Source organism: Pseudothioclava arenosa, assembly GCF_002358085.1.
GTDB classification, from domain to species: domain Bacteria; phylum Pseudomonadota; class Alphaproteobacteria; order Rhodobacterales; family Rhodobacteraceae; genus Pseudothioclava; species Pseudothioclava arenosa.
On sequence record NZ_NTJD01000008.1, the window covers coordinates 115,386 to 141,786 of the forward strand.

Annotated in this window: 20 protein-coding genes and 1 pseudogene; 10 read left to right on the forward strand and 11 right to left on the reverse strand. The window is 66.6% G+C overall.

The window, feature by feature from the left end:
* Window positions 1-150: 150 nt before the first annotated feature.
* Genes CLN94_RS11270 through CLN94_RS11290 form a run of 5 tightly spaced genes read left to right on the forward strand, consistent with a single transcriptional unit; the run spans window position 151 to window position 5,945 of the window.
* Window positions 151-594 carry an NAD(P)H-dependent oxidoreductase subunit E gene (locus CLN94_RS11270; protein ID WP_096434048.1) on the forward strand — a complete coding sequence of 148 codons (444 nt, stop codon included), beginning with the start codon at window positions 151-153 and terminating at the stop codon, window positions 592-594.
* A complete protein-coding gene (locus CLN94_RS11275) occupies window positions 591-2,120 on the forward strand; it encodes an NADH-ubiquinone oxidoreductase-F iron-sulfur binding region domain-containing protein (protein WP_096434049.1) in 1,530 nt (509 codons plus the stop codon). Before CLN94_RS11270 ends, CLN94_RS11275 begins: the two co-directional genes overlap by 4 nt.
* Entirely contained in the window at window positions 2,117-4,975 is a 2,859-nt protein-coding gene (gene fdhF, locus CLN94_RS11280; RefSeq protein ID WP_096434050.1) for a formate dehydrogenase subunit alpha, read from the forward strand. Before CLN94_RS11275 ends, fdhF begins: the two co-directional genes overlap by 4 nt.
* Window positions 4,972-5,739: a formate dehydrogenase accessory sulfurtransferase FdhD gene (gene fdhD / locus CLN94_RS11285; protein ID WP_096434051.1), complete on the forward strand. Its 768-nt coding sequence runs from the start codon at window positions 4,972-4,974 to the stop codon at window positions 5,737-5,739. The genes fdhF and fdhD overlap by 4 nt, the downstream gene beginning before the upstream one ends.
* On the forward strand, window positions 5,739-5,945 hold the full coding sequence (locus CLN94_RS11290; protein ID WP_096434052.1) for a formate dehydrogenase subunit delta: 207 nt from the start codon (window positions 5,739-5,741) through the stop codon (window positions 5,943-5,945). The genes fdhD and CLN94_RS11290 overlap by 1 nt, the downstream gene beginning before the upstream one ends.
* Window positions 5,946-6,010: 65 nt before the next feature.
* Here CLN94_RS11290 and CLN94_RS11295 read toward each other — a convergent pair whose 3' ends face one another.
* Genes CLN94_RS11295 through ubiA form a run of 3 tightly spaced genes read right to left on the reverse strand, consistent with a single transcriptional unit; the run spans window position 6,011 to window position 9,586 of the window.
* The gene (locus tag CLN94_RS11295) at window positions 6,011-6,337 is read right to left on the reverse strand and encodes a hypothetical protein (protein WP_096434053.1); all 327 of its coding nucleotides are present in this window, start codon (window positions 6,335-6,337) and stop codon (window positions 6,011-6,013) included.
* Window positions 6,338-6,348: 11 nt separating this feature from the next.
* The gene (locus CLN94_RS11300) at window positions 6,349-8,565 is read right to left on the reverse strand and encodes an OmpA family protein (RefSeq protein ID WP_096434054.1); all 2,217 of its coding nucleotides are present in this window, start codon (window positions 8,563-8,565) and stop codon (window positions 6,349-6,351) included.
* A 46-nt stretch (window positions 8,566-8,611) separates the two neighbouring features.
* Window positions 8,612-9,586, reverse strand: coding sequence for a 4-hydroxybenzoate octaprenyltransferase (gene ubiA, locus CLN94_RS11305; RefSeq protein ID WP_245845204.1), 975 nt, complete (start codon window positions 9,584-9,586; stop codon window positions 8,612-8,614).
* Window positions 9,587-9,619: 33 nt separating this feature from the next.
* Here ubiA and CLN94_RS11310 point away from each other — a divergent pair, with 33 nt between their 5' ends.
* From CLN94_RS11310 to CLN94_RS11320, 3 genes are read left to right on the forward strand one after another with little or no spacing between them, the layout of a single operon-like run.
* Window positions 9,620-10,354 (forward strand): 16S rRNA (uracil(1498)-N(3))-methyltransferase, encoded by a 735-nt coding sequence (locus CLN94_RS11310; protein WP_096434056.1) that lies wholly within the window; start codon window positions 9,620-9,622, stop codon window positions 10,352-10,354.
* Window positions 10,351-10,869 (forward strand): hypothetical protein, encoded by a 519-nt coding sequence (locus CLN94_RS11315; protein ID WP_096434057.1) that lies wholly within the window; start codon window positions 10,351-10,353, stop codon window positions 10,867-10,869. The genes CLN94_RS11310 and CLN94_RS11315 overlap by 4 nt, the downstream gene beginning before the upstream one ends.
* 55 nt (window positions 10,870-10,924) lie before the next feature.
* Window positions 10,925-12,295: a glutamate--cysteine ligase gene (locus CLN94_RS11320; RefSeq protein ID WP_096434058.1), complete on the forward strand. Its 1,371-nt coding sequence runs from the start codon at window positions 10,925-10,927 to the stop codon at window positions 12,293-12,295.
* Between the two features lie 10 nt (window positions 12,296-12,305).
* On the opposite strand, the gene cobA is transcribed toward CLN94_RS11320, so the two are convergent.
* The 8 genes and pseudogenes from cobA to CLN94_RS11360 all read right to left on the reverse strand — a co-directional run bounded on the left by cobA (window position 12,306) and on the right by CLN94_RS11360 (window position 23,224).
* Window positions 12,306-13,133, reverse strand: a complete 828-nt coding sequence (gene cobA, locus CLN94_RS11325) for a uroporphyrinogen-III C-methyltransferase (protein WP_245845206.1) — start codon at window positions 13,131-13,133, stop codon at window positions 12,306-12,308.
* A gap of 12 nt (window positions 13,134-13,145) precedes the next feature.
* Window positions 13,146-15,779: a nitrate reductase gene (locus tag CLN94_RS11330; RefSeq protein WP_096434060.1), complete on the reverse strand. Its 2,634-nt coding sequence runs from the start codon at window positions 15,777-15,779 to the stop codon at window positions 13,146-13,148.
* Between the two features lie 14 nt (window positions 15,780-15,793).
* Window positions 15,794-16,987, reverse strand: a pseudogene (locus tag CLN94_RS11335) (NAD(P)/FAD-dependent oxidoreductase); the annotation flags it as partial.
* 4 nt (window positions 16,988-16,991) lie between these two features.
* Complete coding sequence (locus CLN94_RS11340; protein WP_096434095.1) at window positions 16,992-18,668, reverse strand: ABC transporter ATP-binding protein; 1,677 nt, start codon at window positions 18,666-18,668, stop codon at window positions 16,992-16,994.
* Between the two features lie 5 nt (window positions 18,669-18,673).
* Window positions 18,674-19,756 carry an ABC transporter permease gene (locus CLN94_RS11345; RefSeq protein WP_096434062.1) on the reverse strand — a complete coding sequence of 361 codons (1,083 nt, stop codon included), beginning with the start codon at window positions 19,754-19,756 and terminating at the stop codon, window positions 18,674-18,676.
* Window positions 19,757-19,831: 75 nt separating this feature from the next.
* The gene (locus tag CLN94_RS11350) at window positions 19,832-21,199 is read right to left on the reverse strand and encodes a CmpA/NrtA family ABC transporter substrate-binding protein (protein WP_096434063.1); all 1,368 of its coding nucleotides are present in this window, start codon (window positions 21,197-21,199) and stop codon (window positions 19,832-19,834) included.
* Between the two features lie 271 nt (window positions 21,200-21,470).
* On the reverse strand, window positions 21,471-22,643 hold the full coding sequence (locus CLN94_RS11355) for an ABC transporter substrate-binding protein (protein WP_096434064.1): 1,173 nt from the start codon (window positions 22,641-22,643) through the stop codon (window positions 21,471-21,473).
* Window positions 22,640-23,224, reverse strand: a complete 585-nt coding sequence (locus CLN94_RS11360; protein WP_096434065.1) for an ANTAR domain-containing response regulator — start codon at window positions 23,222-23,224, stop codon at window positions 22,640-22,642. The genes CLN94_RS11355 and CLN94_RS11360 overlap by 4 nt, the downstream gene beginning before the upstream one ends.
* Before the next feature lie 404 nt (window positions 23,225-23,628).
* On the opposite strand from CLN94_RS11360, the gene nirB reads away from it, so the two are divergent.
* Both nirB and nirD read left to right on the forward strand, forming a co-directional pair.
* On the forward strand, window positions 23,629-26,073 hold the full coding sequence (gene nirB / locus CLN94_RS11365; RefSeq protein WP_096434066.1) for a nitrite reductase large subunit NirB: 2,445 nt from the start codon (window positions 23,629-23,631) through the stop codon (window positions 26,071-26,073).
* Window positions 26,070-26,396, forward strand: coding sequence for a nitrite reductase small subunit NirD (nirD, locus tag CLN94_RS11370; protein WP_096434067.1), 327 nt, complete (start codon window positions 26,070-26,072; stop codon window positions 26,394-26,396). The genes nirB and nirD overlap by 4 nt, the downstream gene beginning before the upstream one ends.
* The last annotated feature ends 5 nt before the right edge of the window (window positions 26,397-26,401 follow it).

Below are 26,401 nucleotides of genomic sequence, written 5' to 3' on the forward strand. Positions count from 1 at the left end.
GCCTCCGATGTAGGGGGAGGGCCGCCGCGCGGCAAGCCGGGGGCACAGATAATCTGCTGTCACTTCGCATTCCGTGGCCACTTCGTCGGATTTTGATTTGCTTATGGTCTCCGCGATAGGTCAGACTCGGGGCCAATTGGGAGGTGCCGAATGTCTCAGGCCGAACGAATTTCGGAAATCGTCGCATGCCATCGCGGGCGTGAAGGCGCGCTCTTGCCGATGCTGCATGAGCTTCAGGCGGCGTTTGGGTGCGTCCCCGTCGAGGCCCACAAGCCGATCTGCGCGGCGCTGGGTATTACGGCGGCCGAATTGCAGGGCGTGATCGCCTTCTACGAGGATTTCCGCGCCGCGCCGCAGGGCCGCCATGTGATCCGCGTCTGCCGCGCCGAGGCCTGTCAGGCGATGGGCGCCGAAGCGATGATCGCGCGGCTCGAACGCGCGCTGGGCGTGCGGCTGGGCGAGACCGTCGGCGCGGTTACGCTTGAGGCGGTCTATTGCCTCGGGCTTTGCGCCTGTGGCCCTGCCGCGCAGGTCGATGACCGGCTGATCGCGCGCGCAACGCCTGAACGGCTGGCCGAGGAGGTGCGGGCATGAAGATCTATGTTCCCGGCGATGCGGCGGCGCGGGCGCTCGGCGCCGATGCGGTGGCGGCGGCTGTGGCCTCGCAGGCGGGGCTGCGCGGCCTAGACATCGAGATCGTGCGCAATGGCAGCCGCGGGATGATCTGGCTCGAACCGCTGGTCGAGGTGGAAACCGAGGCCGGGCGGATCGGTTTTGGCCCGCTGGAACCGGCCGATGTGCCCGCGTTGTTCGATGCGCCGGAGACTCATCCGAAGGCGCTTGGGCTGGTCGAAGAGATCCCGTTCTTCAAGGCGCAGACGCGGCTGACCTTCGCGCGCGTGGGTCGCATCGACCCGCTCAGCCTCGCCGATTATGAGGCCGAAGGCGGGCTTGCCGGTCTGCGCCGCGCGCTTGAGATGAGCGCCGAGGCGCGGCTGGACGAGGTCTTGGCCTCGGGGCTGCGTGGGCGCGGCGGTGCGGGCTTCCCGGCCGGCATCAAGTGGAAGACCGTCGCGGGCGCCAAGGCCGCGCAGAAGGTCGTGGTCTGCAATGCCGACGAGGGCGACAGCGGCACCTTCGCCGACCGCATGCTGATGGAGGGCGATCCTTTCGCGCTGATCGAGGGGATGGCGATTGCCGGTCTTTCGGTGGGGGCCACGCAGGGCTTCGTCTATATCCGCTCGGAATATCCCAATGCGATCGCGGTGATGCGCGCGGCTTGCGATGCGGCGCGGGGGGCGGGGCTGCTTGGCCCGGCGCTTCTGGGCAATGGCCCGGCCTTCGACATCGAGATCCGCGTTGGTGCGGGCGCCTATGTCTGCGGCGAGGAAACCTCGCTTCTGAACAGCCTTGAAGGCAAGCGCGGCACGGTGCGGGCCAAGCCGCCGCTGCCTGCGCTGCATGGCTTCATGGGTCGCCCGACCGTGGTCAATAACGTGCTGACGCTGGCGACGGTGCCCTGGATCTTCGCCCATGGTGCCGAGGCCTATGCGGCCTTTGGCGTCGGGCGTTCGCGCGGCACGATGCCGTTTCAGCTGGCGGGCAATATCCGCCATGGCGGGCTGTTCGAGACCGCCTTTGGCACCACGCTCGGCGATCTGGTCGAGGGGATCGGCGGCGGTACGGCTTCGGGCCGTCCGGTGAAGGCGGTGCAGATCGGTGGCCCGCTGGGCGCCTATTTCACGCCTGCCGATTTCGACATGAAACTGGGCTACGAGGAATGCGCCGAGCGCGACGGGATCGTCGGCCATGCGGGTCTTGTGGTATTCGATGACACCGCCGATATGGGCGCGCTGGCGCGCTTCGCGATGGAGTTCTGCGCCCATGAAAGCTGCGGCATGTGCACGCCCTGCCGGATCGGCTCGACCCGCGGCGTCGAGGTGATCGACGCGATGCGCGCGGGTGACCCAGAAGCCGAAACCCTGTTGCGAGACCTCTGCGAAGTGATGACCCACGGATCGCTCTGCGCGCTGGGGGGCTTCGCGCCCTACCCGGTGCTCTCGGCGCTCAACGCCTTTCCCGCAGAGTTCCGCCCGCCCCGGAAGGAGGTCGCCGAATGAAGGATCTCATCATTCCCGATCAGGGGACGCCCGCACGCCAAGGCGCGCCCGTGACGCTGACCATCGACGGCCAGAGCGTGACCGTGCCTGCGGGCACTTCGGTGATGCGCGCGGCGAAAGAGGCCGGGATCACCGTGCCCAAGCTCTGCGCCACCGACATGCTCGAACCCGTGGGTTCGTGCCGGATGTGCATGGTGGAGATCGCCGGTCAGCGCGGCACGCCGGCGTCTTGCACGACGCCTGTGAGCGATGGGATGGTTGTCCAGACCCAGACGCCGAAACTGGCGCGTCTGCGTCGTGGCGTGATGGAGCTGTATATCTCGGATCACCCGCTCGATTGCCTGACCTGCGCGGCCAATGGCGATTGCGAGTTGCAGGACATGGCGGCGGCGGTGGGGCTGCGCGAGGTGCGCTATAGCCCCGGTGCCAACCATTTCGCGCCGCGCAGCGAAGGTGCCGCGAACCCCTGCTACATCCCCAAGGATGTCTCGAACCCCTATTTCAGCTACGACCCGGCGAAATGCATCGTCTGCATGCGCTGTGTGCGCGCCTGCGAAGAGGTGCAGGGCACTTTTGCCCTGACCGTCGAGGGCCGTGGCTTCGACTCCCGCATCTCGCCCGCCGCGCCCGATTTCCTGTCGTCGGATTGCGTCAGCTGTGGCGCCTGCGTGCAGGCCTGCCCGACCGCGACACTGGTCGAGAAATCGGTCGAAGAGATCGGCCTGCCCGAACGCTCAGTGGTGACCACCTGCGCCTATTGCGGCGTGGGGTGCAGCTTTGAGGCGCAGATGCGCGGTGAGGAACTGGTGCGCATGGTGCCCTGGAAGGGCGGCGAGGCGAACCGCGGCCATAGCTGCGTCAAGGGCCGGTTCGCCTGGGGTTATGCGACCCACAAGGACCGGATCCTGAACCCGATGATCCGCGACAGCATCGACCAGCCCTGGCGTGAAGTGTCGTGGGATGAGGCGCTGGGCTTTGCCGCCGGGCGGCTGAACGCGCTGCGCGAGCGCCACGGCAAGGACGCGCTGGGCGTCATCACCTCGTCGCGCTGCACCAATGAGGAAACCTACCTCGTGCAGAAACTCGCGCGGGCTGTCTTTGGCACGAACAACACCGATACCTGCGCGCGGGTCTGCCACTCGCCCACCGGCTACGGGCTGAAGCAGACCTTTGGCACCTCGGCGGGCACGCAGAATTTCGACTCGGTCGAAGAGGTCGATCTGGCGGTGGTGATCGGCGCCAACCCGACCGATGGCCACCCGGTCTTTGCCTCGCGGCTGCGGAAGCGGCTGCGGGCGGGCGCGAAGCTCATTGTGATCGACCCGCGCCGCATCGACCTGCTGGAAACGCCGCATCTGGGCGAGGCCTGGCACCTCGCGCTGCGACCGGGCACCAACGTGGCCGTTATGACCGCGATGGCCCATGTGATCGTGACCGAGGGGCTGTTCGATGAGGCCTTCATCCGCGCCCGCTGCGACTGGGAGGAATGGGCCGATTACGCCGAGTTCGTCGCCAACCCCGATTACGCCCCCGAGGCGGTCGAGGCGCTGACCGGCGTGCCGGCCGCGACACTGCGCGAAGCCGCGCGCGCCTATGCCGCCGCCCCCAATGGCGCGATCTATTACGGGCTGGGCGTGACCGAGCATTCACAGGGTTCGACCACGGTGATCGCGATCGCGAACCTCGCGATGATGACCGGCAATATCGGTCGCCCGGGCGTCGGCGTGAACCCGCTGCGTGGCCAGAACAACGTGCAGGGCTCGTGTGACATGGGCTCATTCCCGCATGAACTGCCGGGCTATCGCCATGTCTCGGACCCTGACACCCGCGCGATCTTCGAGGCGGCCTGGGGCGTTACGCTTGACCCGGAGCCGGGGCTGCGCATTCCGAACATGCTCGATGAGGCTATGGCGGGGCGGTTCAAGGGGATCTACATTCAGGGCGAGGACATCCTGCAATCCGACCCCGACACCCGCCATGTGGCCGCGGGGCTTGCGGCGATGGATTGCGTGATCGTGCATGACCTGTTCCTGAACGAAACCGCCAATTACGCCCATGTCTTCCTGCCGGGCTCGACCTTCCTAGAAAAGGACGGGACCTTCACCAATGCCGAGCGTCGCATCAACCGCGTGCGGCGCGTGATGGCGCCCAAGAACGGGTTGGCCGACTGGGAGGTGACGCAGGCGCTGGCGAATGCGATGGGGGCGGGCTGGGCCTATGACCACCCCGCGCAGATCATGGCCGAGATCGCCGCGACGACGCCGGGCTTTGCCAATGTCACCTTCGATCTTCTGGACGAGCGCGGCTCGGTCCAGTGGCCCTGCAATGATGCGGCGCCGGACGGGTCTCCGGTGATGCATGTCGATGGCTTCGTGCGTGGCAAGGGGCGGTTCATCCGCACGGCCTATGTGCCGACAGACGAACGCACCGGCCCGCGCTTCCCGCTGCTGCTGACGACGGGTCGGATCTTGTCGCAGTATAACGTCGGCGCGCAGACGCGGCGCACCGCGAACACGGTCTGGCACGATCAGGACGTGCTGGAAATCCACCCGCATGATGCCGAAAACCGCGGTATCAAGACCGGCGACTGGGTGCGTCTGGCCAGCCGCTCGGGCGAGACGAGCCTGCGCGCCGAGGTGACCGATCGCGTTGCGCCGGGGGTGGTCTACACGACGTTCCACCATCCGGGCACGCAGGCCAATGTGGTCACCACCGACAATTCGGACTGGGCCACCAACTGCCCCGAATACAAGGTGACGGCGGTGCAGGTGGCACCGTCGAACGGGCCCTCGGACTGGCAGAGCGATTACGCCGAACAGGCGGCGCGGGCGCGCCGCATCGAGGCGGCGGAATGAGCCGCGACGGGCCGGGCTGGGTGCAGGCGGGCAGCTATGCGCTGGCCGCCGAAGTGCCCGTCGCGCTGGTCTTTGATGGGGTCACTCAGGCGGTGATGATGGCGACGCCCGCCGACCTGCCCGAGTTCCTTCTGGGCTTTGCCCTGACCGAAGGCATCATCGCCGCGCCCGCCGAAGTGCTGCGCAGCGAAATCGTCGAACAGGGCGCGGGCATCGAGGCGCGGGCCTGGCTGGCCGAGGCGCCGGGCGCGGCGTTTCGTGACCGCCGCCGGGCGATGATGGGGCCGGTGGGCTGCGGGCTCTGCGGGATCGAGTCCATCGAGCAGGCGCTGCGCGCGGTGCCGCCGGTGATCCCGCGGGCATTGCGGCTGCGCCCGGGCGATCCGGGCCGCGCGCTGGCCGATCTGGAGCGCGCGCAGGAGATCCACGACCGGGTGCGTGGCTGCCATGCGGCGGGGCTGTGGCGGCCGGGCGCGGGGCTGATTGCGCAGGCCGAGGATGTCGGGCGCCATAATGCGCTCGACAAGCTGGCCGGGAAGCTGGCCGGGCAGGCTGGCGGTGCGCTGGTGATGACCTCGCGGCTCTCGGTCGATCTGGTGCAGAAGGCCGCGATGATCGGGGCCGAAGTGCTGATGGGCGCGGGCGCGGCGACCGGACTGGCCGTGGCCGAGGCCGAGCGCGCCGGGATCACCCTGATCGGGCGCGCAGGCAGTCGTGCCCCTGAAATCTATTGTCACCCCGAGCGGTTCGACGGAGCGAAGTGATGCGGAAAGAGATCAAGATGGCGAACCAGATCGCCCGTTTCTTTGAAAGCCAGCCGGGCGACAATGCGGCGGCGGTCGCGGCCCATATCAATGACAACTGGTCGCCGACGATGCGCGCCGAGTTGCTGGCGCGGACTGAGGACCCGGAGTTGCATGATCTGGTGCGGGCGGCGTTGCCGCTGTTGCGCGGGGTGGTGCGCGCCTGAGGGGGCGTTGCCCCCGCTCGCCTGCAGCGAGCTCCCCGGAGTATTTCAGGCTCGATGAAAGCCGGTCAGCTTTTCTGCATGCGTTCGATATAGCTGCGCAGCTCTTCGGCTTCGTGGCGGGCGTCGCGTAGCCCGTCCATCGCGGCGCGCAGTTCCGCCTCGGTCTGGTTGATCTGGTTCATCAACTCGGCTTCGCGCTGCTCGACATAGATGATCGCCTGTTCGCGGGTTTCCTCGGCCTCGTGCAGAGCCTGTGCCATCTGTTCCAGCTCGCCCATGTCGGCGCGGGTGACGCGGGTCAGGCGGTGGATCAGCCAGGAGGCGACCCAGCCCAGCGCGAAGGCGATGAAGAGGATGATCGCGGTGGCGATGGTGAATTGGATATTGTTCATCTGGGCCTCCGTTACTGGCCGTCGCCGAGCCCTTGCGGGCGCGGGAGGGGCCGGGGCGTCGTCTTGTCCGGGGTCTGCACCTCGATCGCGGGCGGGTCAGCCTCGGGCTGGTCGGTCGCGGCCGGATCGGTGGTCGTGGTTTCCGTGGCGGGGGCGGGTGCCGCTTCGGGCTCCGTGGGGGCGGGATCTGCGGACGCGTCGGGGGCCTCGGCCGTCGGCGCATCGCTTTCAGCCTGGGCGTCTTCGGTCGCCATGTCTTCTGGCGCGGGCTCTTCTGCCGGTTCCTCGCCTTCGTGTTCCATCGGCGCGGCGTCGGTTTCGGTAAACTCGGCGTTGAGTTCTTCTTCGCTCGGTTCGGCATCGACCGCGTCGGGGATCGGGGTCGGGACTTCGGCGACGGCGGCTTCGCCCTGTTCCATCGGCTCGGTGTCGAGCAGCACGAATTCGATCCGGCGGTTGGCCTCGCGGCCCTCTTCGGTGTCGTTATCGGCGATCGGCTGGGTCTCGCCAAAGCCCTTGGCGGTCATGTTGCGCACCGAGATCCGGCGGTCCATCAGCGCGCGCACCACCGCTTGCGCCCGGTCCTGCGAGAGCGAGAGATTCATCTCGTCGCGGCCTTGCGAATCCGTGTGGCCGCCGACTTCGATACGGAACTCCTCGCAATCCTTCATCGCGGCGGCAAGCCCATCCATGGCGCCCGCGCCCTCGGCGGCGATCGTGGAAGAGCCCGGCTCGAAGGTGATCTTGGCATGTTCGACCGCGGCATTCAGGCGGCGCACGCATTCGGGGCCGTCGGGCAGCGACAGCACGGGATCGAGCCGCTTGTCATATTGCACCTTGAGGTCGATCCGGGCGCCTTCGCCCAGATGGCCGGCGAGCACCCGTGCAACCTCGTCGGAGGCATTCGCATTGCCGCTGACGCCGGTGACGCGCATCAGGTCGGGGGTGACCAGAAGCTGCCCTTCGTGCAGCTCGGCCAGCGCTTCGAGCCCGGCCATCGCGCGCACCGACCAGCCTTCGGGCAGGCCCTTGGTGCTGCGCATCGCGCCATAGACGCTGTCATGGCCAAAGAGTGCGCGGGCATAGTTTTCGATCAGCGTGCGCTGCGCGTCATCCAGGACACGCCCGCGCAGCGTCAGCTGCCCGTCATCGCCCTTGTCGGCAAGAAATTCGATCGTGTCCGCAGCTTTCGTCTCGGGGCGCTCCAGTTCGGCCTTGAGTGAGAACACCTCGGGGAGGTTCGATTCCAGCTCGCCCACGACGCGGTCGAAATCGCGCGGCGAAACCGACGGTGCGGCCGAAAGCGCGATATCGGCATCCGAGAAGGTGGCCGAGCCAGCGCCCAGCTCCTTGAGCCCGCGCAGCGTCATCGAGACCGCTCTGGCCCAGTCGGGCGAGGGGGTGCCCATGCCGATGGTGCAGCCGAGCGCGCCTTCGGCACCGGCCTCGCGTGCGGCGGCGAGGATCTGGTTGCGGGCCTCTTCGGTATCGGCCGAGCAGGCGTCGAACCGTGCGCCCTCGGTGTCGATCAGGAAGCGCAGCGTGAAGGGCGTGATCACCGGACGCGGTGCGGAAATGTCGAAGCTCAGCACCAGATCGCTCGGGCGTCGCCGCGCGAGCGTGGTTTCGATCCGGGCCTTTTCCTCGCGCGAGTCGGTGATCGCGACGATATCGACCTTGCCCGCCTGCACCGAAATCTTGGAGCGCGGCAGCGTGGCCAGCGCCTCAAGCGCGAAGTCCACCGCCGGCTGCCAGTCCACGGGGGCCGGGTAATCGACGGTTTCGAGCATGTCGGTGACGGGGCGATCCTTGGCGACCTCGCGCAGGCCCTCGATCATCTTGCCGCGCTTCGAGCCCTTGGGCAGCAGCCCGATCAACTGGATGCCTTCGCCGTTGCGCAGGATCTCGAGCGAGAATTCCGGGGCCGCGAGGATGGTGCGGGTCTCGACGTCGATCACGTCGATGATCCGGTCCTTGTCGACGGCGGTGCCTGCTTTTGATACGGCGCGGAACCGTTCGGCCTCGTCGGGGGCGGTGCCTGCCAGGATCACCTGAAGCCCGTCGGTCTGCACCTGCGCCCAGCCATGGCCATCGGCCTCCAGCGCCAGCTTCACCGCCTTGCCGGACTGGTCCTCGACCAATGCCGCGATTCCGCTTGCCGCGGCAAAAGACAGAACTGCGGCCACGCCAAAGGCTGCCGGGGTCATGATCTTGGGGCGAAGTGCCATCGCGCGGGGGGCCTCCCAGTCTAGGTGTATTCTCCTTAAGGGCGGCTCACCCGAGGATCAATCGCACGATTGCGCCAGCGGCAAGAAACAGCGCAACCAGAAGCCCGGTGTCGCGGTTGGCGCGGAACAGGCGCAGGCAGGTTTCAGGGCTGTCGATGTCGAGCCCGCGCATCTGCCAGAGCATGTGCCAGCCGAAGGCCCAGGGCGCGGCCAGACAGAGCGCCAGCACCAGCGGGTTGGCGGCCCCTGGCAGGAGCGCCCAGAGCACCGCGATCGTCATCAGCGCGACCGAAGCGATCAGGAATCCGCCCAGCCATTTCGCGCTATCCGCGCCAAACAGCCGTGCCGTCGATTTCACCCCGATCAGCGCGTCGTCTTCCTTGTCCTGATGGGCGTAGATCGTGTCGTAGAACAGCGTCCAGACCATCCCCGCCAGATAGAGCGCCACCGCCGGCGCGCCGAGGCTGCCGGTATGCGCGACCCAGCCCACCAGCGCGCCCCAGTTGAAGGCGATGCCCAGAAACAGCTGCGGCCACCAGGTGAAACGCTTGGCAAAGGGGTAGAGCGCCACCGGTCCGAGCGAGACGAGCCCAGTCACGATCGCGGGAACATTGAACGTCATCAGGATCGCGCCGCCCAGCGCCACCTGCAGCACCAGAAACGCCAGCGCGCCCTTCACGCTGACTTGCCCCGAAGGGATCGGCCGCGAGCGGGTGCGCGCGACGGCGGCGTCGAACTCGCGATCGGTGATGTCGTTCCAGGTGCAGCCCGCGCCGCGCATCAGGAACGCGCCCGCCGCGCAGGCGATCGCGAGCCACAGATCGGCCCAGCGCGGTCCGGTCGCGGCTGCGGCCAGCGCGATCCCCCACCAGCAGGGCAAAAGCAAGAGCCAGGTCCCCGCTGGGCGATCGGCACGCGCCAGTCGCAGAAAGGGTCGCGTGGCCGGCGGCGCCAGCCGATCGACCCAATTGCCCACGGAATCCGCGACGACACCGGTCTCCGGTCCCTTCGCCTCTGGCATTTCCTGCGCCGCTTTCATAGATTTCGCCTCATCATGCAGACACCGACCCGCGCCAAGATCCGCCTTTGTGTAGAGCACCCTTTAGGGGTGGGGCAAGCCGTGCCGCTCTCGCCCGAGCAGGCGCATTACCTTTTCGGGGTGATGCGCAAGGGCGTGGGCGATGCAATCGCGCTGTTCAACGGGCGCGATGGCGAGTGGACCTCGGAGGTCGTCGAGGCCGGGAAAAAGCGCGGCATCCTTGCCTGCCGCGAACAGGCCGCGCCGCAGCAGATGCCGCCGGACCTCTGGCTGATCTTTGCGCCGATCAAGAAGGAGCGCACCGATTTCATCGTGGAGAAGGCCGCCGAGCTGGGCTGCGCGCGGATCCTGCCGGTGCAGACCGAGTTCACCAATTCCGGTCGCATCCGGCAGGATCGGTTGCAGGCCCATGCGCTGGAGGCGGCCGAGCAATGCCTGGGCACCTTCGTGCCTCCGGTCGATGAGATGGTGCCTCTGTCCAAGCTGCTGGCGGGCTGGGACGGGGCGCGGCGCATTCTCTGGGCCGACGAAAGCCTTGTCGGCGCGGCTGAGACGCTGGCGGGTCTGGCGCCCGGTCCTTGGGCGATCCTGATCGGGCCCGAGGGCGGGTTCTCCGAGGCGGAACGTGAAAAGCTCCGCGCGTTGCCCTTCGTCACGCCCGTTAGCCTCGGCCCACGCATCCTGCGCGCCGACACGGCGGCGGTGGCGGCGATCACGCTCTGGCAGGCGGCGCTGGGGGACTGGCGGTGATCCGGCCTGAACTCGCCGCGCGGCTGCGGCTCTGGCAGGAAAGCGCGGCGGCTGCGGCGGTTCTGGCGCTCGGCGTCTGGATCGCCTCGCTCGGCGGCTGGCTGTTGCAGCCCGTGGGCGCGCTGATCGGGGCGCTGGGCGCGGGCTGGCTGGTGATCGCGCTGCGCCGCCTGCGTTTTGCGCGCCCCGTAGCGGACCCGGGCGTGGTCGAGCTGGACGAGGGCCAGATCGGCTATTTCGGCGCGGGGCAGGGGCTGGGTGGCTATGTCGCGCTTGAGGACCTGTCCGAGATCCGCCTGCTGACCCTGCGCGGGCGCAAGCACTGGCGCCTCAAGGGCAAGGATGGCTCGGCGGTCCTGATCCCGGTGGCGGCGCATGGCGCGGCGGTGCTGTATGACGCGTTCTCAAGTCTGCCCGGTATCGACATGGGCGCGCTCGCCGCCGCGCTTGACCGCGACTTGCCCGCACAATCGCTGTGGAAACGTGCAGCCCCGGGTGCGGTCGATCGCGCTTGACTCCCCTCCGTCTTCGCTCCACGTAAGTTTTCCCTGACACGCGCGCGAGGCACCGATGTCCATTCCGCAAGAGGGCGGCGGCCCGATCGAACGATACGAGCAGCTGGCCGAATATATCGCCTCGGGCGAAAAGCCGCGCGAGGCCTGGCGCATCGGCACCGAGCACGAGAAATTCGGCTATTGCGAAGACGCGCTGAAGCCGCTGCCCTATGACGGGCCGCGTTCGGTCAAGGCGATGCTCGAAGGGCTGCGCGACGAGTTCGGCTGGCAGCCGATCCTCGAGCAGGACAAGATCATCGGGCTGCAACTGAACGGCGCCAATGTCAGCCTTGAACCGGGCGGGCAGCTGGAGCTGTCGGGCGCGCCCCTGGAAACCATCCACCAGACCTGCGACGAGGTGAACGAGCACCTGCGCGAAGTACATCAGGTGGCCGACCGCATCGGCGCGCGGTTCATCGGGATGGGCGCCGCGCCCGAGTGGCGCGAAGACCAGATGCCGATGATGCCCAAGGGCCGTTACCGGCTGATGACCGACTACATGGACAAGGTCGGCACCATGGGCAAAACCATGATGTACCGGACCTGCACCGTGCAGGTGAACCTCGATTTCGCGTCGGAAGCCGACATGGTGCAGAAGATGCGCGTGGCGCTGGCGCTGCAGCCGGTGGCGACGGCGCTGTTCGCCAATTCGCCCTTCCTCGATGGCAAGCCGAATGGCTTCAAGTCTTGGCGCGCGAATGTCTGGCAAAACCTTGATCCCGCGCGCACCGGCATGCTGCCCTTCATGTTCGAAGAGGGCGCGGGCTATGAGCGCTGGGTCGAGTATGTGCTCGATGTGCCGATGTATTTCGTCTACCGCAACGGCCAGTATATCAACGCTCTGGGTCAGTCCTTCCGCGATTTCCTGAAGGGCGAGCTGCCTGCGCTGCCGGGCGAAAAGCCGACGCTCTCGGACTGGGCCGATCATATGACGACCGTGTTCCCCGAGGCGCGCGTGAAGAAATACATCGAGATGCGCGGCGCCGATGGCGGGCCGTGGCGCAGGCTTTGTGCGCTGCCGGCGCTCTGGGTCGGTCTGATGTATGACCAGTCGGCGCTGGATGCGGCGTGGGACCTGGTGAAGGGCTGGGATGACGAGACCCGCGAGGGTCTGCGCCGCGCGGCGGCACGCGATGCGCTGCAGGGCGAGGCGGGCGGCGTCAAGCTGCATGACCTCGCGCGCGAAGCGGTGGCGATCGCGCATGCGGGCCTCAAGGCGCGGGCGCGTTCGGGCGCGGGCGGCATGGTCCCGGATGAGACGCATTTCCTCAATGCGCTCGAGGAATCGGTCGAGAGCGGCCGCGTTCCTGCCGATGAGCTGCTGGAGAAATACCACGGCGAATGGCAGGGCGACCTAAGCCGGATTTACGCCGAATACTCCTACTGATTTTCGGCGCTCAGGCGACCGGGGCCGTGGATTTCGCTGCGTTTCGCCGCGCAGCATTCTGCGTCGCGGCATCGGTCTTGGGCCAAGTCACAAGAAGCGTCGCGCAGCCGATGACGCCTTGTTGTTCCAGCGTCTCTGGCAGGGTTTTCAGCGTGCACTCCAACACGCGCTGACCGGGTTTCGACACCTCGACCGCCACCGTCACCGGCGCGGTTCCGGGCAGCCCCAGACCGATCAGCCCGTCGCGAATGCGCGTGGCCTGCGCCACCGCCATGTAGAAGGCATAGGCGGTGCCCGGCTGGGCGTGGCGGGTGGCCTCGGGCAGCGGATCGCCCGCGCGGTTCATGCCGGTGGTCAGCACCAGCGCATCCGACACGCCACGCTCGGTCAGCGAGCGACCGGCTGCGGCGGCGGCGGCACAGGCGGCGGTCACGCCCGGCACGATTTCCACCGCGATCCCTTCGGCGCGGGCGGCCTCCAGCTCTTCGGTGGCGCGGCCGAAAATGCCCGGATCGCCGGATTTCAGCCGCAGCACGCGCCGCCCTTTCAGCGCCTCGGCCACGATCATCTCGCAGATCTTGTCCTGCGGCCAGGCGCAATTGCCCACGGCCTTGCCGACATAGACGCGCTCGGCCTTGGGGTTGGCCAGCTCAAGCTCCTCGGGGTCGACGAGCCGGTCGTAAAAGATCACCTCGGCCTCGCGCAGCCGGTTCAGCGCGCGCAGCGTCAGCAGGTCGGCCGCGCCCGGCCCCGCGCCGACAAGCACGATCGAGCCCTTGCGCCCGTCGGGGGCGGATTGCGGCGGTTGGCTCAGCGTCTGGCGGAAGATGTCTTTCATCATGGCTCTCCGTCATTCCGCCGCGTGGCGCGTGGTAAACCGTTCGAGCAGCGCGGCCAGCTCCGGCTTGCACGAGCCGCAATTGGTGCCGGCCTGCAGCGCGCGGCCGATCTCGTCGACGCTGCGCAGCCCCTGCGTTTCGATCGCGTCCAGGATCGTGTTAACCCCGACCGAGAAGCACGAACACAGCACCGGACCCGGATCGGGCTGATCGGCGGGCGGGCGACCCGAGATCGCCTCGGGCGCCTCGGTGCCGGGCAGGTGGGCGAGGTAGTCGCGCATCACCGCGACCGGTTCGCGCGCGATGAACAGCGCCGCCACCAGCCGCCCGTCTTCGTGGAAGGCAAGCCGCGTCAGCCCGCGGGCCACGTCGGTCACGGATTGCATTTCGGCGCCGGGGCAGTCGAAGAGGCGGCGCGCCTCGGCCTCCCAGTCGGCGATCTCCGAGAACCCGGCCAGCTCGGCGCGCCAGCCAGAGCCCGCGCGGGCCACCGTCCAGTAATCGCAGCGCGGCGCGAGTGCGCGCGCCGAGATCGCGAACCCGTACCAGGCCGCCTCGACCTTGGCCGCCGAAACCGTCGCGGCCTTGCTTTCGGGCTGGCCCGAGACCGGGTCGGTCACGGCGGGGACAAGCGCGTCGATGCGCGCGGTCGGGCCGGTTTCGCCCGTCCAGTGCATCGGTGCAAACAGCTCGCCCGGGCGCTGCGCCGAGGTGATCCGCGCGCGCAGGATCGCGCTGCCGGTGGCGTTTTTCAGCCGCACGAGATCCGAGGCGCCGATGCCGAGGCGGGCGGCGTCTTCGGGGTGGATCTCGACGAAGGGCTCGGGGCGATGCGCCGAAAGCCGCGGCGAGCGCGCGGTGCGCGTCATCGTGTGCCACTGGTCGCGCAGCCGCCCGGTGTTCAGGCGGAACGGGTGTTCGGTATCCAGCGCCGAGACCGGCGCGCGCTGGCTGAGCGCCAGCATTTTGGCCTTGCCGCCGTCATGGAAGAACTTGCCATCGGCAAAGAAACGACCGCCCTGCTTGCCGGCGCTGACCGGCCAGCGGGTGGGGGCGAGGGCCTCGTAATCGCTGTCGGACAAGTCCGCGAGCCCCGAGATGTCAAAGTCGCGCCCGAGCGCGCCGGCGATGCCCGAAAGCGCCGCGTACTCGCGGAAGATCTCGGCGGTCGACTGGAAATCGAAGGCCGAGGTCCAGCCCATGCGGCGCCCGACATCGGCGAGGATATCCCAATCCGCCCGTGCCTGGCCCGGCACCGGCAGGGCTGCGCGCTGGCGCGAGATGGTGCGGTCGGAATTGGTGACGGTGCCCTCTTTTTCCGCCCAGGCCGAGGCGGGCAGGAGCACATCGGCCAGCCGCGCAGTGTCGGTCTCGCCGGTGATGTCGGAAACCACGACGAAATCGCAGCCTGCGATCGCGGCGCGCACGGCGTCTGCATCGGGCATGGAAACGGCGGGGTTGGTGTGGATGATCCAGAGCGCCTTGATCCGGCCCTCGCCGACCGCGCGGAACATGTCGACGGCCTTCAGCCCCGCGCCCTGCGGGATCGTCGGCGCATCCCAGAAGCCCTGCACGGCGGTGCGATGGGTCGCGTTCTCGAGGTCGAGGTGGCAGGCGAGCATGTTGGCGAGCCCGCCCACTTCGCGCCCGCCCATCGCGTTCGGCTGCCCGGTGACCGAGAACGGCCCAAGCCCCGGCTTGCCGATGCGGCCCGTGGCAAGGTGGCAATTGGTGATCGCGTTGACCTTGTCGGTGCCCGAAGAGGACTGGTTCACGCCCTGGCTGAAGATGGTGACGACCTTTTCGGTGCCAATCCAGAGGTCGAAGAAGGCCTGCATCTCGTCTTGCGACAGCCCGGTGGGCGCGAGGCGTTGCGCCTCGGCGGCGGCCAGCGCGGCGTCGAACCCTTCGACATGGGCGAGGAAGTCGTGATCCACCGCGCCTTGTCGCGCGATCGCGGCCAGAAGCCCGTTGAACAGCGCCACATCGCCGCCCGGCGCGATCGCGAGGTGCATCTCGGCCCCGTCACAGGACGAAGTGCGGCGCGGGTCGATCACCACCAGCTTGGCGCCGCGTTCTTTGCGCGCCGCGAGGATGCGCTGATAAAGAACCGGGTGGCACCAGGCGAGGTTCGATCCGACCAGCACGATCAGGTCGGCCTCTTCGAGGTCTTCGTAGGTGCCGGGCACGGTATCGGTGCCGAAGGCGCGTTTGTGCCCGGCGACTGTCGAGGCCATGCAGAGCCGCGAATTGGTGTCGATATTGGCCGAGCCGATGAAGCCCTTCATCAGTTTGTTGGCGACGTAGTAATCCTCGTTCAGGAGCTGCCCCGAGACATAGAAGGCCACGCTGTCGGGCCCATGCGCGGCGATCGTGTCGCGAAAGCGCGACGCGACCAGATCAAGCGCGCTGTCCCAGTCGGTCTCCTGTCCGTTCACCTGCGGCGCGAGCACCCGCCCTTCGAGCGAGACGGTCTCGCCCAGCGCCGAGCCCTTGGAACAAAGCCGCCCGTAATTCGCCGGGTGGTCCGGGTCGCCGCGCAGCGTCAGCCCGCCCATCCCGTCGGGGCGCAGGATGACCCCGCAACCGACGCCGCAATAGGGGCAGGTCGAGCGGATTTCGCAGGGCGAGGAGACGTCTTTCATGCGGCTTGCTCCGGTTGATAGGCAGGGCCGAAAATCAGCGTGTCGCGCAGCGGCGCAATCTCGGTGCCGTCGCGCATCATGTTGAAGAACCAGGTGCCGTCTGCGGTGTCGCCATAAAGGACGATGCCGATGATGCGGTCGTTCTCGATCACGAGGCGGCGGTAACGGCGGCGCAGCGGATCGTTCAGAACGATCTCGTGGCGGCCCGGCAGATCGGCGAAATCGCCCGCCGAGAACAGGTCGCAGCCGGTGACCTTGAGCTTGGCCGAAACCTCCTTGATCGCGTAGGCGGTGCGGCGCCCGAGCAGCGTGTCGGCGGCGACCAGCGCGTGGTCGAAGACCGGGGCGACAAGGCCGAAGGTCTGACCATCGAACTCGATGCATTCGCCGATGGCAAGGATCGCCGGGTCCGAGCTGCGCATCTGCGCATCGACCAGGATGCCGCGCGCGCACTCAAGCCCCGCTGCCTCGGCCAGTGCGATATTGGGGCGGATGCCCGCCGCCATGACCAGGAGGTCGCAGGGCAGTTCGGTGCCGTCTTCGAGCACCAGCGCGCGGGCCTGCCCGGCCTCGCCACGGATTTCCTGCGTCATCGCCGAGGTCAGCACGCGGATGCCGCGCGCTTCAAGATCGCGCTGCAACAGCCCTGCGGCAGCCGGGTCCAGCTGGCGGTCGAGCAGGTGCGAATTACGATGCACCACCGTCACCGAGACCCCGCGCGAGGCCATGCCCGCGGCGGCTTCAAGGCCCAGAAGCCCGCCGCCGATCACCACGGCGCGCGTACCCGCTCCAAGGCCCATCATCCGCTCTGTGTCTTCGAGGTCGCGATAGGCGATCACGCCCTCCAGATCGGCGCCGGGCATCGGCGGGATCAACGGCATCGCGCCGGTGGCGATGACCAGCCGGTCGTAGCCGATCGCGGTGCCGGAAGCGAGCGTGACCGTCTGCGCGGCGCGGTCGATCCCGGTCACGCGGGCGCCGAAATGGCAGGCCACGCCGCGCGCACGATACCAAGCGTCGTCATGGGTGACGATCTCGGGGTAGGATTTCTCGCCGGCCAGAACAGGGCTCAGCATGATCCGGTTGTAGGTGCCGCGCGGTTCGGCGTTGATCAGCGTGACCTTCCAGTCCGAGCCCGCATCGGCGAGCGCCTCCAAGAGGCGCCCCGCCGCCATTCCGCCCCCGATGATGACCAGACGCCCAACCATCGGCTTACTCCGCCGCGATCGGTTTGGCGGGTTTCTTGGGCTTCGCGCCATGCTCGTATTCCTCGAGGAAATCGAGCACTTCCTGCCGGTAGGCGTAGTAATCCGGGTGTTCCAGAAGGGCCTTGCGGGTGCGCGGGCGCGGCAGTTTCACATCGGTGATCTTGCCGATCGTGGCCTGCGGGCCGTTGGTCATCATCACCACGCGGTCCGCCAGCAGGATCGCCTCGTCCACGTCATGGGTGACGCAGATCGCGGTGACCTTGGTGCGCGACCAGACCTCCATCAGCACCTCTTGCAGCTCCCAGCGGGTGAGGCTGTCGAGCATGCCGAAGGGCTCGTCGAGCAGGAGAAGTTTCGGGCTGAGCGCGAAGGCGCGGGCGATGCCGACGCGCTGGCGCATGCCGTTGGACATTTCCGAGGCGGATTTGTCCATCTGGTCGCCGAGGCCCACGCGTTCGAGGTAATATTCGACCACGTCCTGACGCTCGGCGGTCGAGGCCTTGGGATAGACCTTGTCGACGCCGATCGCGACGTTTTCCTTGGCCGAGAGCCAGGGGAACAGGTTCGGCGCCTGGAACACCACGGCGCGTTCCGGGTCGGCGCCCTTCACCTCGAAACCGTCGAGCTTGATACCGCCCTTCGAGACCGAGTTCAGACCCGCCGTCATCGTCAGCACGGTGGATTTGCCGCAGCCCGAATGGCCGATGAGGCTGATGAATTCGCCCTTCTTCACCTTGAGGTCGAAGTTTTCGACCACGGTCAGCGGGCCTTTCGGCGTCGGGTAGATCTTGTGCAGCTGCGAATAGTCCAGATAGCGGTCTTCGAGCTGCGAGCGCGCGGCTTCCGACACGGCCTTGGGCAGCGCGTGGATCGGCTGGATGCCGGGCAGCTGGCGGGCGCCTTCGATCTTCGATTTGATGCCCACATCCATCAGGTAGTTGGTGACTTCGGCGCGCAGCGCCTTGAAGCCGTCGTGATGGTTCATCTCCATCCGGTCGCGCGGCCGCGGGATGGTGACCTTGAAGGGTGCGCCCAGCGTGCCATCGGGATTGAGCGGGATGATCCGGTCGGCCAGGATGATCGCCTCGTCCACGTCATTGGTGATCAGAACGCAGGTCTTCTTGTCGGCTTCCCAGATGTGCTCGATCTCGTCGGCAAGGTTGGCGCGCGTCAGCGCATCGAGCGCCGAGAGCGGCTCATCGAGCAGCAGAACCTCGGGGTTCATCGCCAGCGCACGGGCCACGTTCACCCGCTGGCGCATACCGCCCGAAAGCTCGGCGGGGCGGCGCGCAGTGGCGTGGCTCAACCCCACCATCTTGACGTAATGGGCGACCTTTTCCTCTTTCTCGGCGGCCGAGAGGTTGGGGAAGATCGTCTCGACGGCCAGACCCACGTTGCCCGCCACCGTCAGCCAGGGCATCAGCGAGTAGTTCTGAAAGATCACGCCGCGCTCGGGGCCGGGGCCGGTGATCGGCTTGCCCTTGAAGCTGACCGTGCCGGTGCTGGGCGTATCGAGCCCGGCCATCAGGTTGATCAGCGTGGTCTTGCCGGTACCCGAGAAGCCGAGCAGCACGAGGAACTCGCCCTCTTCGACTTCGAGGTTGATGTTTTTCAGGACTTCGTGGCGGTTCGCGCCCTGGCCGAAGCCTTTGCTCACGTTCTTGAAGGAAATGACGGGCATGGCGATCACCGGTTATTGGTGAAGGTGAAGAGCGACTGAAGCGCATACATCACGCGGTCCAGCAGGAAGCCGATGATGCCGATGGTCAGCACCGCGACCATGATCTTGGCCAGCGAGCTCGACGAGCCGTTCTGGAATTCGTCCCAGACGAATTTGCCGAGGCCCGGGTTCTGCGCCAGCATCTCGGCGGCGATCAGCACCATCCAGCCCACGCCCAGCGACAGGCGAAGCCCGGTGAAGATCAGCGGCAGCGCCGAGGGCAGCACCAGCTTGGTAATCTTGGTCCAGGTGCCCATCTTCAGCACCTTCGACACGCTGACCAAATCCTTGTCGATCGAGGCCACACCCAGCGCGGTGTTGATCAGCGTCGGCCAGAGCGAGCAGAGCGTCACCGTGATCGCCGAGATCAGGAAGGATTTCGCGAAGAACCCGTCATTGGTGGTGTAGAGCGCCGAGACGACCATGGTCACGATCGGCAGCCAGGCCAGCGGCGAAACGGGTTTGAAGATCTGCACGATCGGGTTGATCGCGGCATTGGCATAGGGCGAGAGGCCACCCAGGATGCCCAGCGGCACGGCCACGGCGGTGCCGATCAGGAAGCCGAAGAACACCGTCTTGATCGAGGTCCAGATCTGTTCGTAATAGCTCGGTGCGCCGGTATAGGCGACGACCTTGACCTCATCGGCGCGGCCCGCCTCAATCAGTTTCTGGTTGCGCGCCTCGACCATGGTCAGGAATTTTTCCTTCTTCACGGCCTTGGCTTCGGCGTCATGGTGCAGGTTCACCATTTCCGACCAGACTTCGGCCGGCCCGGGCACGGCGCCCAGCGAGGTCTGCACTTTCGGGGCAAGCGCGCCCCAGAGCAGCAGGAAGGCGCAGATCGAGAAGACCGGCACACCCAGGAGGCGCCAGACCTCTTTCATCTGGGCGCGCGGGTTGTCCCCCAGCACCGCTTTGACCAGCGGGGTGATCCAGGCAAGGCCGAGCACCTGGAACCATTTGTCGGCAGCGTTGATGCGAGTGAAGAGTTTCGCGCGGCTCGCGGCGCGGGCCTCTTCGCGGGCGAAATCGGGGTCAACGGTGGTCATCGTGCGGTCCTTTCGGGCGGCGGGATTGGGGAAGGCGGCTCACCCGGGCGTGGCGCCCGGATGAGCCGGAAGGGGTCAGCCCTTGATCTCGGTGCCGACAACCGTCTGGTTGCCCTTCAGGCCGATCGGCAGGCTTTCGAGATAGGCGTTCGGCGCTTTCGCGTCGTAGGGGATGTGGTCGATGACGTCTTCGGCCGGGGTCGGGGCTTTGTAGCCATCGCTGTCCCAGGGGAAGTCGGCTTCGTTCGCGAGGCCCTCTTCGACCAGCAGCTTGGCGGCTTGCAGGTAGATTTCCGGCTTGTAGACCGACTTGGCGACTTCGTCATACCAGCTGTCGGGCTTGGCCTCGGCAATCTGGCCCCAGCGGCGCATCTGCGTCAGGTACCAGACGGCGTCCGAATAGAAGGGATAGGTCGCGTTGTAGCGGAAGAACACGTTGAAGTCCGGAACCTCGCGCTTGTCGCCCTTTTCATATTCGAAAGTGCCGGTCATCGAGTTGGCGATGACTTCCGCGTCGGCGCCGACATATTCCGGCTTGGCCAGAATGTTCACGGCTTCCATGCGGTTGGCGTTGTCGTTCTCGTCAAGCCACATCGCGGCGCGGATCAGCGCCTTGGTGATGGCGATCGTGGTGTTCGGGTTCTGCTCGGTGAACTCGGCGGTCAGGCCAAAGACCTTCTCGGGGTTGTTCTTCCACAGCTCGTAATCGGTGATCACCGGAACGCCGATGCCCTTGAACACGGCCGCCTGGTTCCACGGCTCGCCCACGCAGTAGCCATAAATCGTGCCGGCTTCCATCGTGGCGGGCATCTGCGGCGGCGGGGTCACCGACAGGAGCACATCGGCGCCGATCTGACCGGTGATGTTCTCGGGGCTGTAGTAGCCCGGGTTCAGCCCGCCAGCGGCAAGCCAGTAGCGCAGCTCGTAGTTATGGGTCGAGACCGGGAACACCATGCCCATGTTGAAGGGCTTGCCCTCGGATTTGAACGTCTCGACGACCGGCTTCAGCGCCGCTGCCGAGATCGGATGCTGCGGCTTGCCATCGGCGTCGGTCGGGATATTGCCCTTCATCATCTCCCAGATCTGGTTCGACACGGTGATACCGTTGCCGTTGAGGTCCATCGAGAAGGGGGTGACGATATGGGCCTCGGTGCCGTAGCCGATGGTCGCGGCCAGCGGCTGGCCGGCCAGCATATGCGCGCCGTCGAGTTTACCGTCGATCACGCCGTCCAGCAGCACTTTCCAGTTCGCCTGCGCCTCGAGCGTCACGAACAGGCCCTCTTCGAGGAAGTAGCCCTGCTCATAGGCGACGGCGAGGGGCGCCATGTCGGTGAGCTTGATAAAACCGAAAGTCAGCTCGTCTTTTTCGAGCGCCAGCGGCTCGGCAAGCGCGGGGCTCACGAGCGCGGTGCAGGTGACGAGGCTGAGGAGAAGTTTCTTCATTCTGTCGGTCCTTTGTGTGGTGCCCGGGGTGAGGACGGGCGGAAAAACGAAAAAAGCCGCTGACACGACCGCCGGGAGGAGAGGGCGGTGGTATCGAGCGGCTTTGCTCTTTGTTCCCGATCAATGGGAGCAGTCTGTGGCAAGCGTCCTTGCTTGCTTGCCTTCATGAAAGGCCGCTTTAGGGCTCTTTTCAAAGAGGGAATCGTGGCGATTGCGAAGATTTTGCTGCGATGCGGCGATATGCCGTGCGAGATTGCCCAATATTTGGGCGTTACTCTTTCGCGGGGTCAAAAATGCGGCCATCAAAGAACGCATCCGGCAGCAGCGACAGCCGCCCGGAGGCCGAGGCGACCGAGGTTTCGACTCGCACCGCGCCCTCGATCTTGGCCGAAGCCCCGGGCAAATCGGCGATTCCGTTGAGGGCCTGGCGGTGCAGGTCCGAGCGGAACACACGATTCGCGGCGCGGCGCGCCTCCATCCGGTCGAGCCCGGTGCGCGCGGCCAGTTGCAGCCCGATCCATTCCGCCTGCGAACGCCATGGAAAGGTTGCGGCGCCGCGATGAAATTCGAGGAATCCGGGCACCTGCCGCTCTTCTCCGGCGGGGGAGATCACCAGCCGCCCGGTCATCGCGCGGTCGAGCACCTCGGAGGGCAGGTCGAGATAGCCGGGCCGCGCCAGCAATTCGGTGGCGAGCACATGCGACGAGGGGTCCGCGAGCCAGCGTCCGGCGCGCCAGACCGCGCGGATCAGCCGGCCCAGAAGCGCGGTTTCATGCTCGGCCCAGTCTTCGCGCACGGCCAGCACCTTTTCCGGGGCAAAGGCCCAGATCGCCGAACTGGGCAGAAGCAATTCGCCCAGGCCCGTCTCGACCGCCTGCGAGCCCCAAGGCTCCCCGACACAGAAAGCGTCGATCTCGCCGGCGCCGATTGCCTCGGCCATCAGCGGCGGCGGAACGGTGCGGATATGCACGCCCTGCGGCGCGGGCAGGCCTAGCGCCGAGAGCCAGTAATAGATCAGTTCGGCATGCATCGAGAACGGGAAGGGCACGCCGATGCGCAGCCCGTTCCTGGCCGCGGCAATCAAGGCGAGCCCCGCCGCGCGCGCGTCATTGAAGGCAAAGTCATGGCCCTGCGCGCGCAGCCGCTCGGCCAGCGCGCGGCTCACGCCGATCACGTTTCCATTGACCGAAAGCACCGAAGCCGCCGAAATCCGGGCCCCCGCGCCGCCCAGCCCCAGCGCCGAGGCCACCGGCACCGGCGAGAGCATATGTGCCGCCTCGACCTGCCCGAAGCTGAGCATGTCGCGCAGGCTCGACCACGAAGGCGCGCGTTTCAGGTCAAGCGTGATCCCCTCTTCGGCGGCAAAGCCCATTTCCTGCGCCACGATCAGCGGCGCAGCATCGACCAGAGGGATGAACCCGACAGACAGCACCGATCCTTTCATGACAGGAGCCCCGCTGCCGTGACCAGTGCCTGCGCCACATCCGCGACGCGGCGGCCCTGATCCATCGCGGTCTTGCGCAACAGCGCATAGGCCTCATCCTCGCCGATCCCGCGCGCCTTCATCAGCATGCCCTTGGCGCGGTCGATCACCTTGCGCTCTTCGAGCGCGCGCTTGGTCTCGGCCAGTTCGGTGCGCATCCGCTGGAACATCCGGAATCGTGCAATCGCGGCGTCGAGGATCGGTTTGAGCCGCTGCGGCTGCATCCCGTTCACGACATAGGCCGAAACCCCGGCCTCGATCGCCGCCGAGGACATGCCGTCATCCGAGCGGTCGACGAACATCGCCACCGGCCGGTCAAGTGGCCCCGAAGCGAGCGCCAGTTCTTCGAGCGTATCGCGCGAGGGGTTCTCGATGTCGATCAGCACCACATCCGGGTTCAGCGCCGAGATCTTGCGCGAAAGCCCCGCGGTCTCGCCGATGATGTGGATGTCGTAGGCGCCGGCATCGCGCAACGAGTCCACGATCTGCGTGGCCCGGTCGCGGTCTGCTTCGACGATGATGATCGAGATTGCGTTCGGCATGCGTTGAAATGGCGCGCGTGTGCGGGGGAAGTAAAGGTGCGGCGCGCGATGCCGGTGGCGAATTCTCCGGTCGCCCATTTTGCAGCCGCAGCAATGACCGCTTGATTAATCTTTGTGCACAGTTGGCGGGAGGGGCGCATTTGCCCCGCGTCATCCCGTCGCAACACTTGTCTCAATGATGCTGCGGGCGCAAAAAGAACCCGACCCGGGTGACGATACCCGATTCTGCCGCAACGGCGCGGCAATCCCGAACCTTCGGCCTCAGGCCGGCAGCAACGGCGCTGCGACTTCGACACCGGATTGACCTCCGGATCGTGGGATAGCGGCGCGCGTGCATACTCAACCCGTGTTTCCCCATCCGAAATCGCAAGGGCTGCGGCCCAGTCGCATAGTGGAGACACGCCATGAGCAAGCAACGCCTCGTCATCATCGGAAACGGCATGGCCCCGGGCCGGATGCTCGAACATCTGTTCGACCTGACCGACGCCTATGAGGTGACGATCTTCAACGCGGAACCCCGCGTGAACTACGACCGCATCATGCTCTCGCCCGTCCTGTCGGGTGAAAAGAGCTATGCCGATATCATCATCCACGGGGAGGGCTGGTACGAAGAGCACGGCATCACCCTTCACAAGGGCGAAAAGGTCGTCACCATCGACCGCGTCGAGCGCAAGGTGACCTCGGACAAGGGCACGGTCGTGTCCTATGACAAGCTGGTCATCGCGACCGGCTCGAACCCGTTCATCATCCCGGTGCCGGGCCACACCCTGCCGGGCGTGCTGGCCTATCGCGACCTCGACGACACCGAGGGCATGATCGCGGCCTCGGCCAAGGGCGGGCACGCGGTGGTGATCGGCGGCGGGCTGCTGGGCCTTGAGGCGGCGGCCGGGCTGAAGATGCGCGGCATGGATGTGACCGTGTTGCACCTGATGCCGTCGCTGATGGAGCGTCAGCTGGATGAAGCCGCGGGCTATCTGCTGCAGAAGGAACTCGAAGGCCGCGGCATCAAGGTGAAATGCCGCGCCAATACCAAGGCGATCCTGGGCACCGACAAGGTCGAGGGCGTGGAGCTGGAAGACGGCACCGTCCTGCCCGCCGATCTGGTGGTGATGGCCGTGGGTATCCGCCCGAACGCCGGTATTGCCAAGGACGCGGGCCTCGAGGTGAACCGCGGCATCGTCACCGATGCCACGATGAAGACCTCGGACCCCGATATCTACTCGGTCGGCGAATGCACCGAGGTGGGCGGCATGGTCTACGGGCTTGTCGCGCCGCTTTACGACATGGCCAAGATCGCCGCGCATGCGCTGGCGGGCGAAGCCACCGCTGGCTTCAAGCACCAGGAAACCCCCACCAAGCTGAAGGTGACCGGTGTCAGCCTCTATTCGGTGGGTGATTTCGGCGAGGGCGAGGGTCGCGAGGATATCGTCCTGCGCGACGCCGCGCGCGGCAGCTACAAGCGCGTGATCCTGCAAGACAACAAGATCATCGGCGTCGTGCTTTACGGTGATGTCGCCGATGGCGGCTGGTACAACGAGATGCTGAAGGCCGGCAAGGATGTCTCCGAGATGCGCGAAACGCTGATCTTCGGTCAGGCGCATCAGGGCGGCGGCAGCTTCGACCCGGTCGCGGCGGCGGCGGCGCTGCCCGATGACGCGGAGATCTGCGGCTGCAACGGCATCTGCAAGGGCACGATCGTGCAGGCGATCAACGACAAGGGTCTGAGCTCGCTCTCCGAGGTGCGCACGCATACCAAGGCCTCGGCCTCGTGCGGCACCTGCGCCAATTCGGTCGAGAACCTGATCAAGGCGGTGCTGGGCGATGCGTTCCAGCAAAAGGCCGAAGGCATGTGCGGCTGCACGCCGCTGGGCCACGGCGAAGTGCGCCGCGTGATCAAGGCGAAGGAACTCAAGTCGATCCCGGCGGTGATGCAGGAGCTGGAATGGTCGACCCCCGAGGGCTGTGCCAAATGCCGCCCCGCGCTGAACTACTACCTGATTTCGGATTGGCCGGGCGAATACGAAGATCACCAGCAGTCGCGCTTCATCAACGAGCGTGTGCACGCCAATATCCAGAAGGACGGCACCTACTCAGTGGTTCCGCGGATGTTCGGCGGTCTGACCACTGTCGAGGAACTGCGCGCGATCGCGGATGTCGCCGAGAAATACGAGATCCCGACGATCAAGGTCACCGGTGGCCAGCGCATCGACCTTCTGGGCGTGAAAAAAGAAGACCTGCTCGATGTCTGGTCGGATCTGGGCGATGCCGGGATGATCTCGGGCGCGGCCTATTCCAAGGGGCTGCGCACGGTGAAGACCTGCGTCGGCAAGGAGTGGTGCCGCTTTGGCACGCAGGATTCGACGGGCCTTGGCGTCAAGCTTGAGAAGCTGCTCTGGGGCTCGTGGTCGCCGGCGAAGCTCAAGCTTGCGGTCACCGGCTGCCCGCGCAACTGCGCGGAATCCACCTGCAAGGACATCGGCATCATCTGTGTCGATAGCGGTTATCAGATCGTCTATGGCGGCGCCGCGGGCCTGCACATCCAGGGCACGACCGAGCTGGGCACCGTCAAGACCGAAGAGGAAGTCCTCGAGGTCGTGGGCGCCTTGACCCAGATGTATCGCGAACAGGGTTTCTACCTCGAGCGCATCTACAAATGGGCCGACCGCGTGGGCTACGACCACATCAAGTCGGTCATTCTCGACAATCTCGAAGAGCGCCGCGCCTATTACGAGCGGTTCCTCTTCTCGCAGAAATTCGCGCAGGTCGATCCCTGGGCCGAGTTCGTCTCGGGCAAGCATGCGCATGAATTCCACCCGATGGCAGATCTCAAACTGGAGGCCGCAGAATGAACGCGAACGCCACTTCCGTAACCTGGACCGCCATCGGTCCGCTGACCGACATCCCGCGCCAGGGCGCGCGCTGCGTGAAGAACGGCGCGATGACCATCGCCATCTTCCGCACCTCGGATGATCGCGTCTTCGCACTCGAAGATAAGTGCCCGCACAAGAACGGGCCGCTGAGCCAGGGGATCGTGCATGACGGATGCGTCACCTGCCCCCTGCATAACTGGGTGATCTCGCTCGAAACCGGCTCCGCGCAGGGCGCCGACGAAGGCCAGACCGCCACTTTCCCGATCAAGCTCGAGGGCGGCACCGTCTTCCTCGGACTCTGATCGGC

Coding starts and splice junctions, on each gene's coding strand:
- CLN94_RS11270 (WP_096434048.1), top strand. CDS start 151: ATGTCTCAGGCCGAACGAATTTCGGAAATCGTCGCATGCCATCGCGGG.
- CLN94_RS11275 (WP_096434049.1), top strand. CDS start 591: ATGAAGATCTATGTTCCCGGCGATGCGGCGGCGCGGGCGCTCGGCGCC.
- fdhF (WP_096434050.1), top strand. CDS start 2,117: ATGAAGGATCTCATCATTCCCGATCAGGGGACGCCCGCACGCCAAGGC.
- fdhD (WP_096434051.1), top strand. CDS start 4,972: ATGAGCCGCGACGGGCCGGGCTGGGTGCAGGCGGGCAGCTATGCGCTG.
- CLN94_RS11290 (WP_096434052.1), top strand. CDS start 5,739: ATGCGGAAAGAGATCAAGATGGCGAACCAGATCGCCCGTTTCTTTGAA.
- CLN94_RS11295 (WP_096434053.1), bottom strand. CDS start 6,337: ATGAACAATATCCAATTCACCATCGCCACCGCGATCATCCTCTTCATC.
- CLN94_RS11300 (WP_096434054.1), bottom strand. CDS start 8,565: ATGGCACTTCGCCCCAAGATCATGACCCCGGCAGCCTTTGGCGTGGCC.
- ubiA (WP_245845204.1), bottom strand. CDS start 9,586: ATGCCAGAGGCGAAGGGACCGGAGACCGGTGTCGTCGCGGATTCCGTG.
- CLN94_RS11310 (WP_096434056.1), top strand. CDS start 9,620: ATGCAGACACCGACCCGCGCCAAGATCCGCCTTTGTGTAGAGCACCCT.
- CLN94_RS11320 (WP_096434058.1), top strand. CDS start 10,925: ATGTCCATTCCGCAAGAGGGCGGCGGCCCGATCGAACGATACGAGCAG.
- cobA (WP_245845206.1), bottom strand. CDS start 13,133: ATGAAAGACATCTTCCGCCAGACGCTGAGCCAACCGCCGCAATCCGCC.
- CLN94_RS11330 (WP_096434060.1), bottom strand. CDS start 15,779: ATGAAAGACGTCTCCTCGCCCTGCGAAATCCGCTCGACCTGCCCCTAT.
- CLN94_RS11340 (WP_096434095.1), bottom strand. CDS start 18,668: ATGCCCGTCATTTCCTTCAAGAACGTGAGCAAAGGCTTCGGCCAGGGC.
- CLN94_RS11345 (WP_096434062.1), bottom strand. CDS start 19,756: ATGACCACCGTTGACCCCGATTTCGCCCGCGAAGAGGCCCGCGCCGCG.
- CLN94_RS11350 (WP_096434063.1), bottom strand. CDS start 21,199: ATGAAGAAACTTCTCCTCAGCCTCGTCACCTGCACCGCGCTCGTGAGC.
- CLN94_RS11355 (WP_096434064.1), bottom strand. CDS start 22,643: ATGAAAGGATCGGTGCTGTCTGTCGGGTTCATCCCTCTGGTCGATGCT.
- CLN94_RS11360 (WP_096434065.1), bottom strand. CDS start 23,224: ATGCCGAACGCAATCTCGATCATCATCGTCGAAGCAGACCGCGACCGG.
- nirB (WP_096434066.1), top strand. CDS start 23,629: ATGAGCAAGCAACGCCTCGTCATCATCGGAAACGGCATGGCCCCGGGC.
- nirD (WP_096434067.1), top strand. CDS start 26,070: ATGAACGCGAACGCCACTTCCGTAACCTGGACCGCCATCGGTCCGCTG.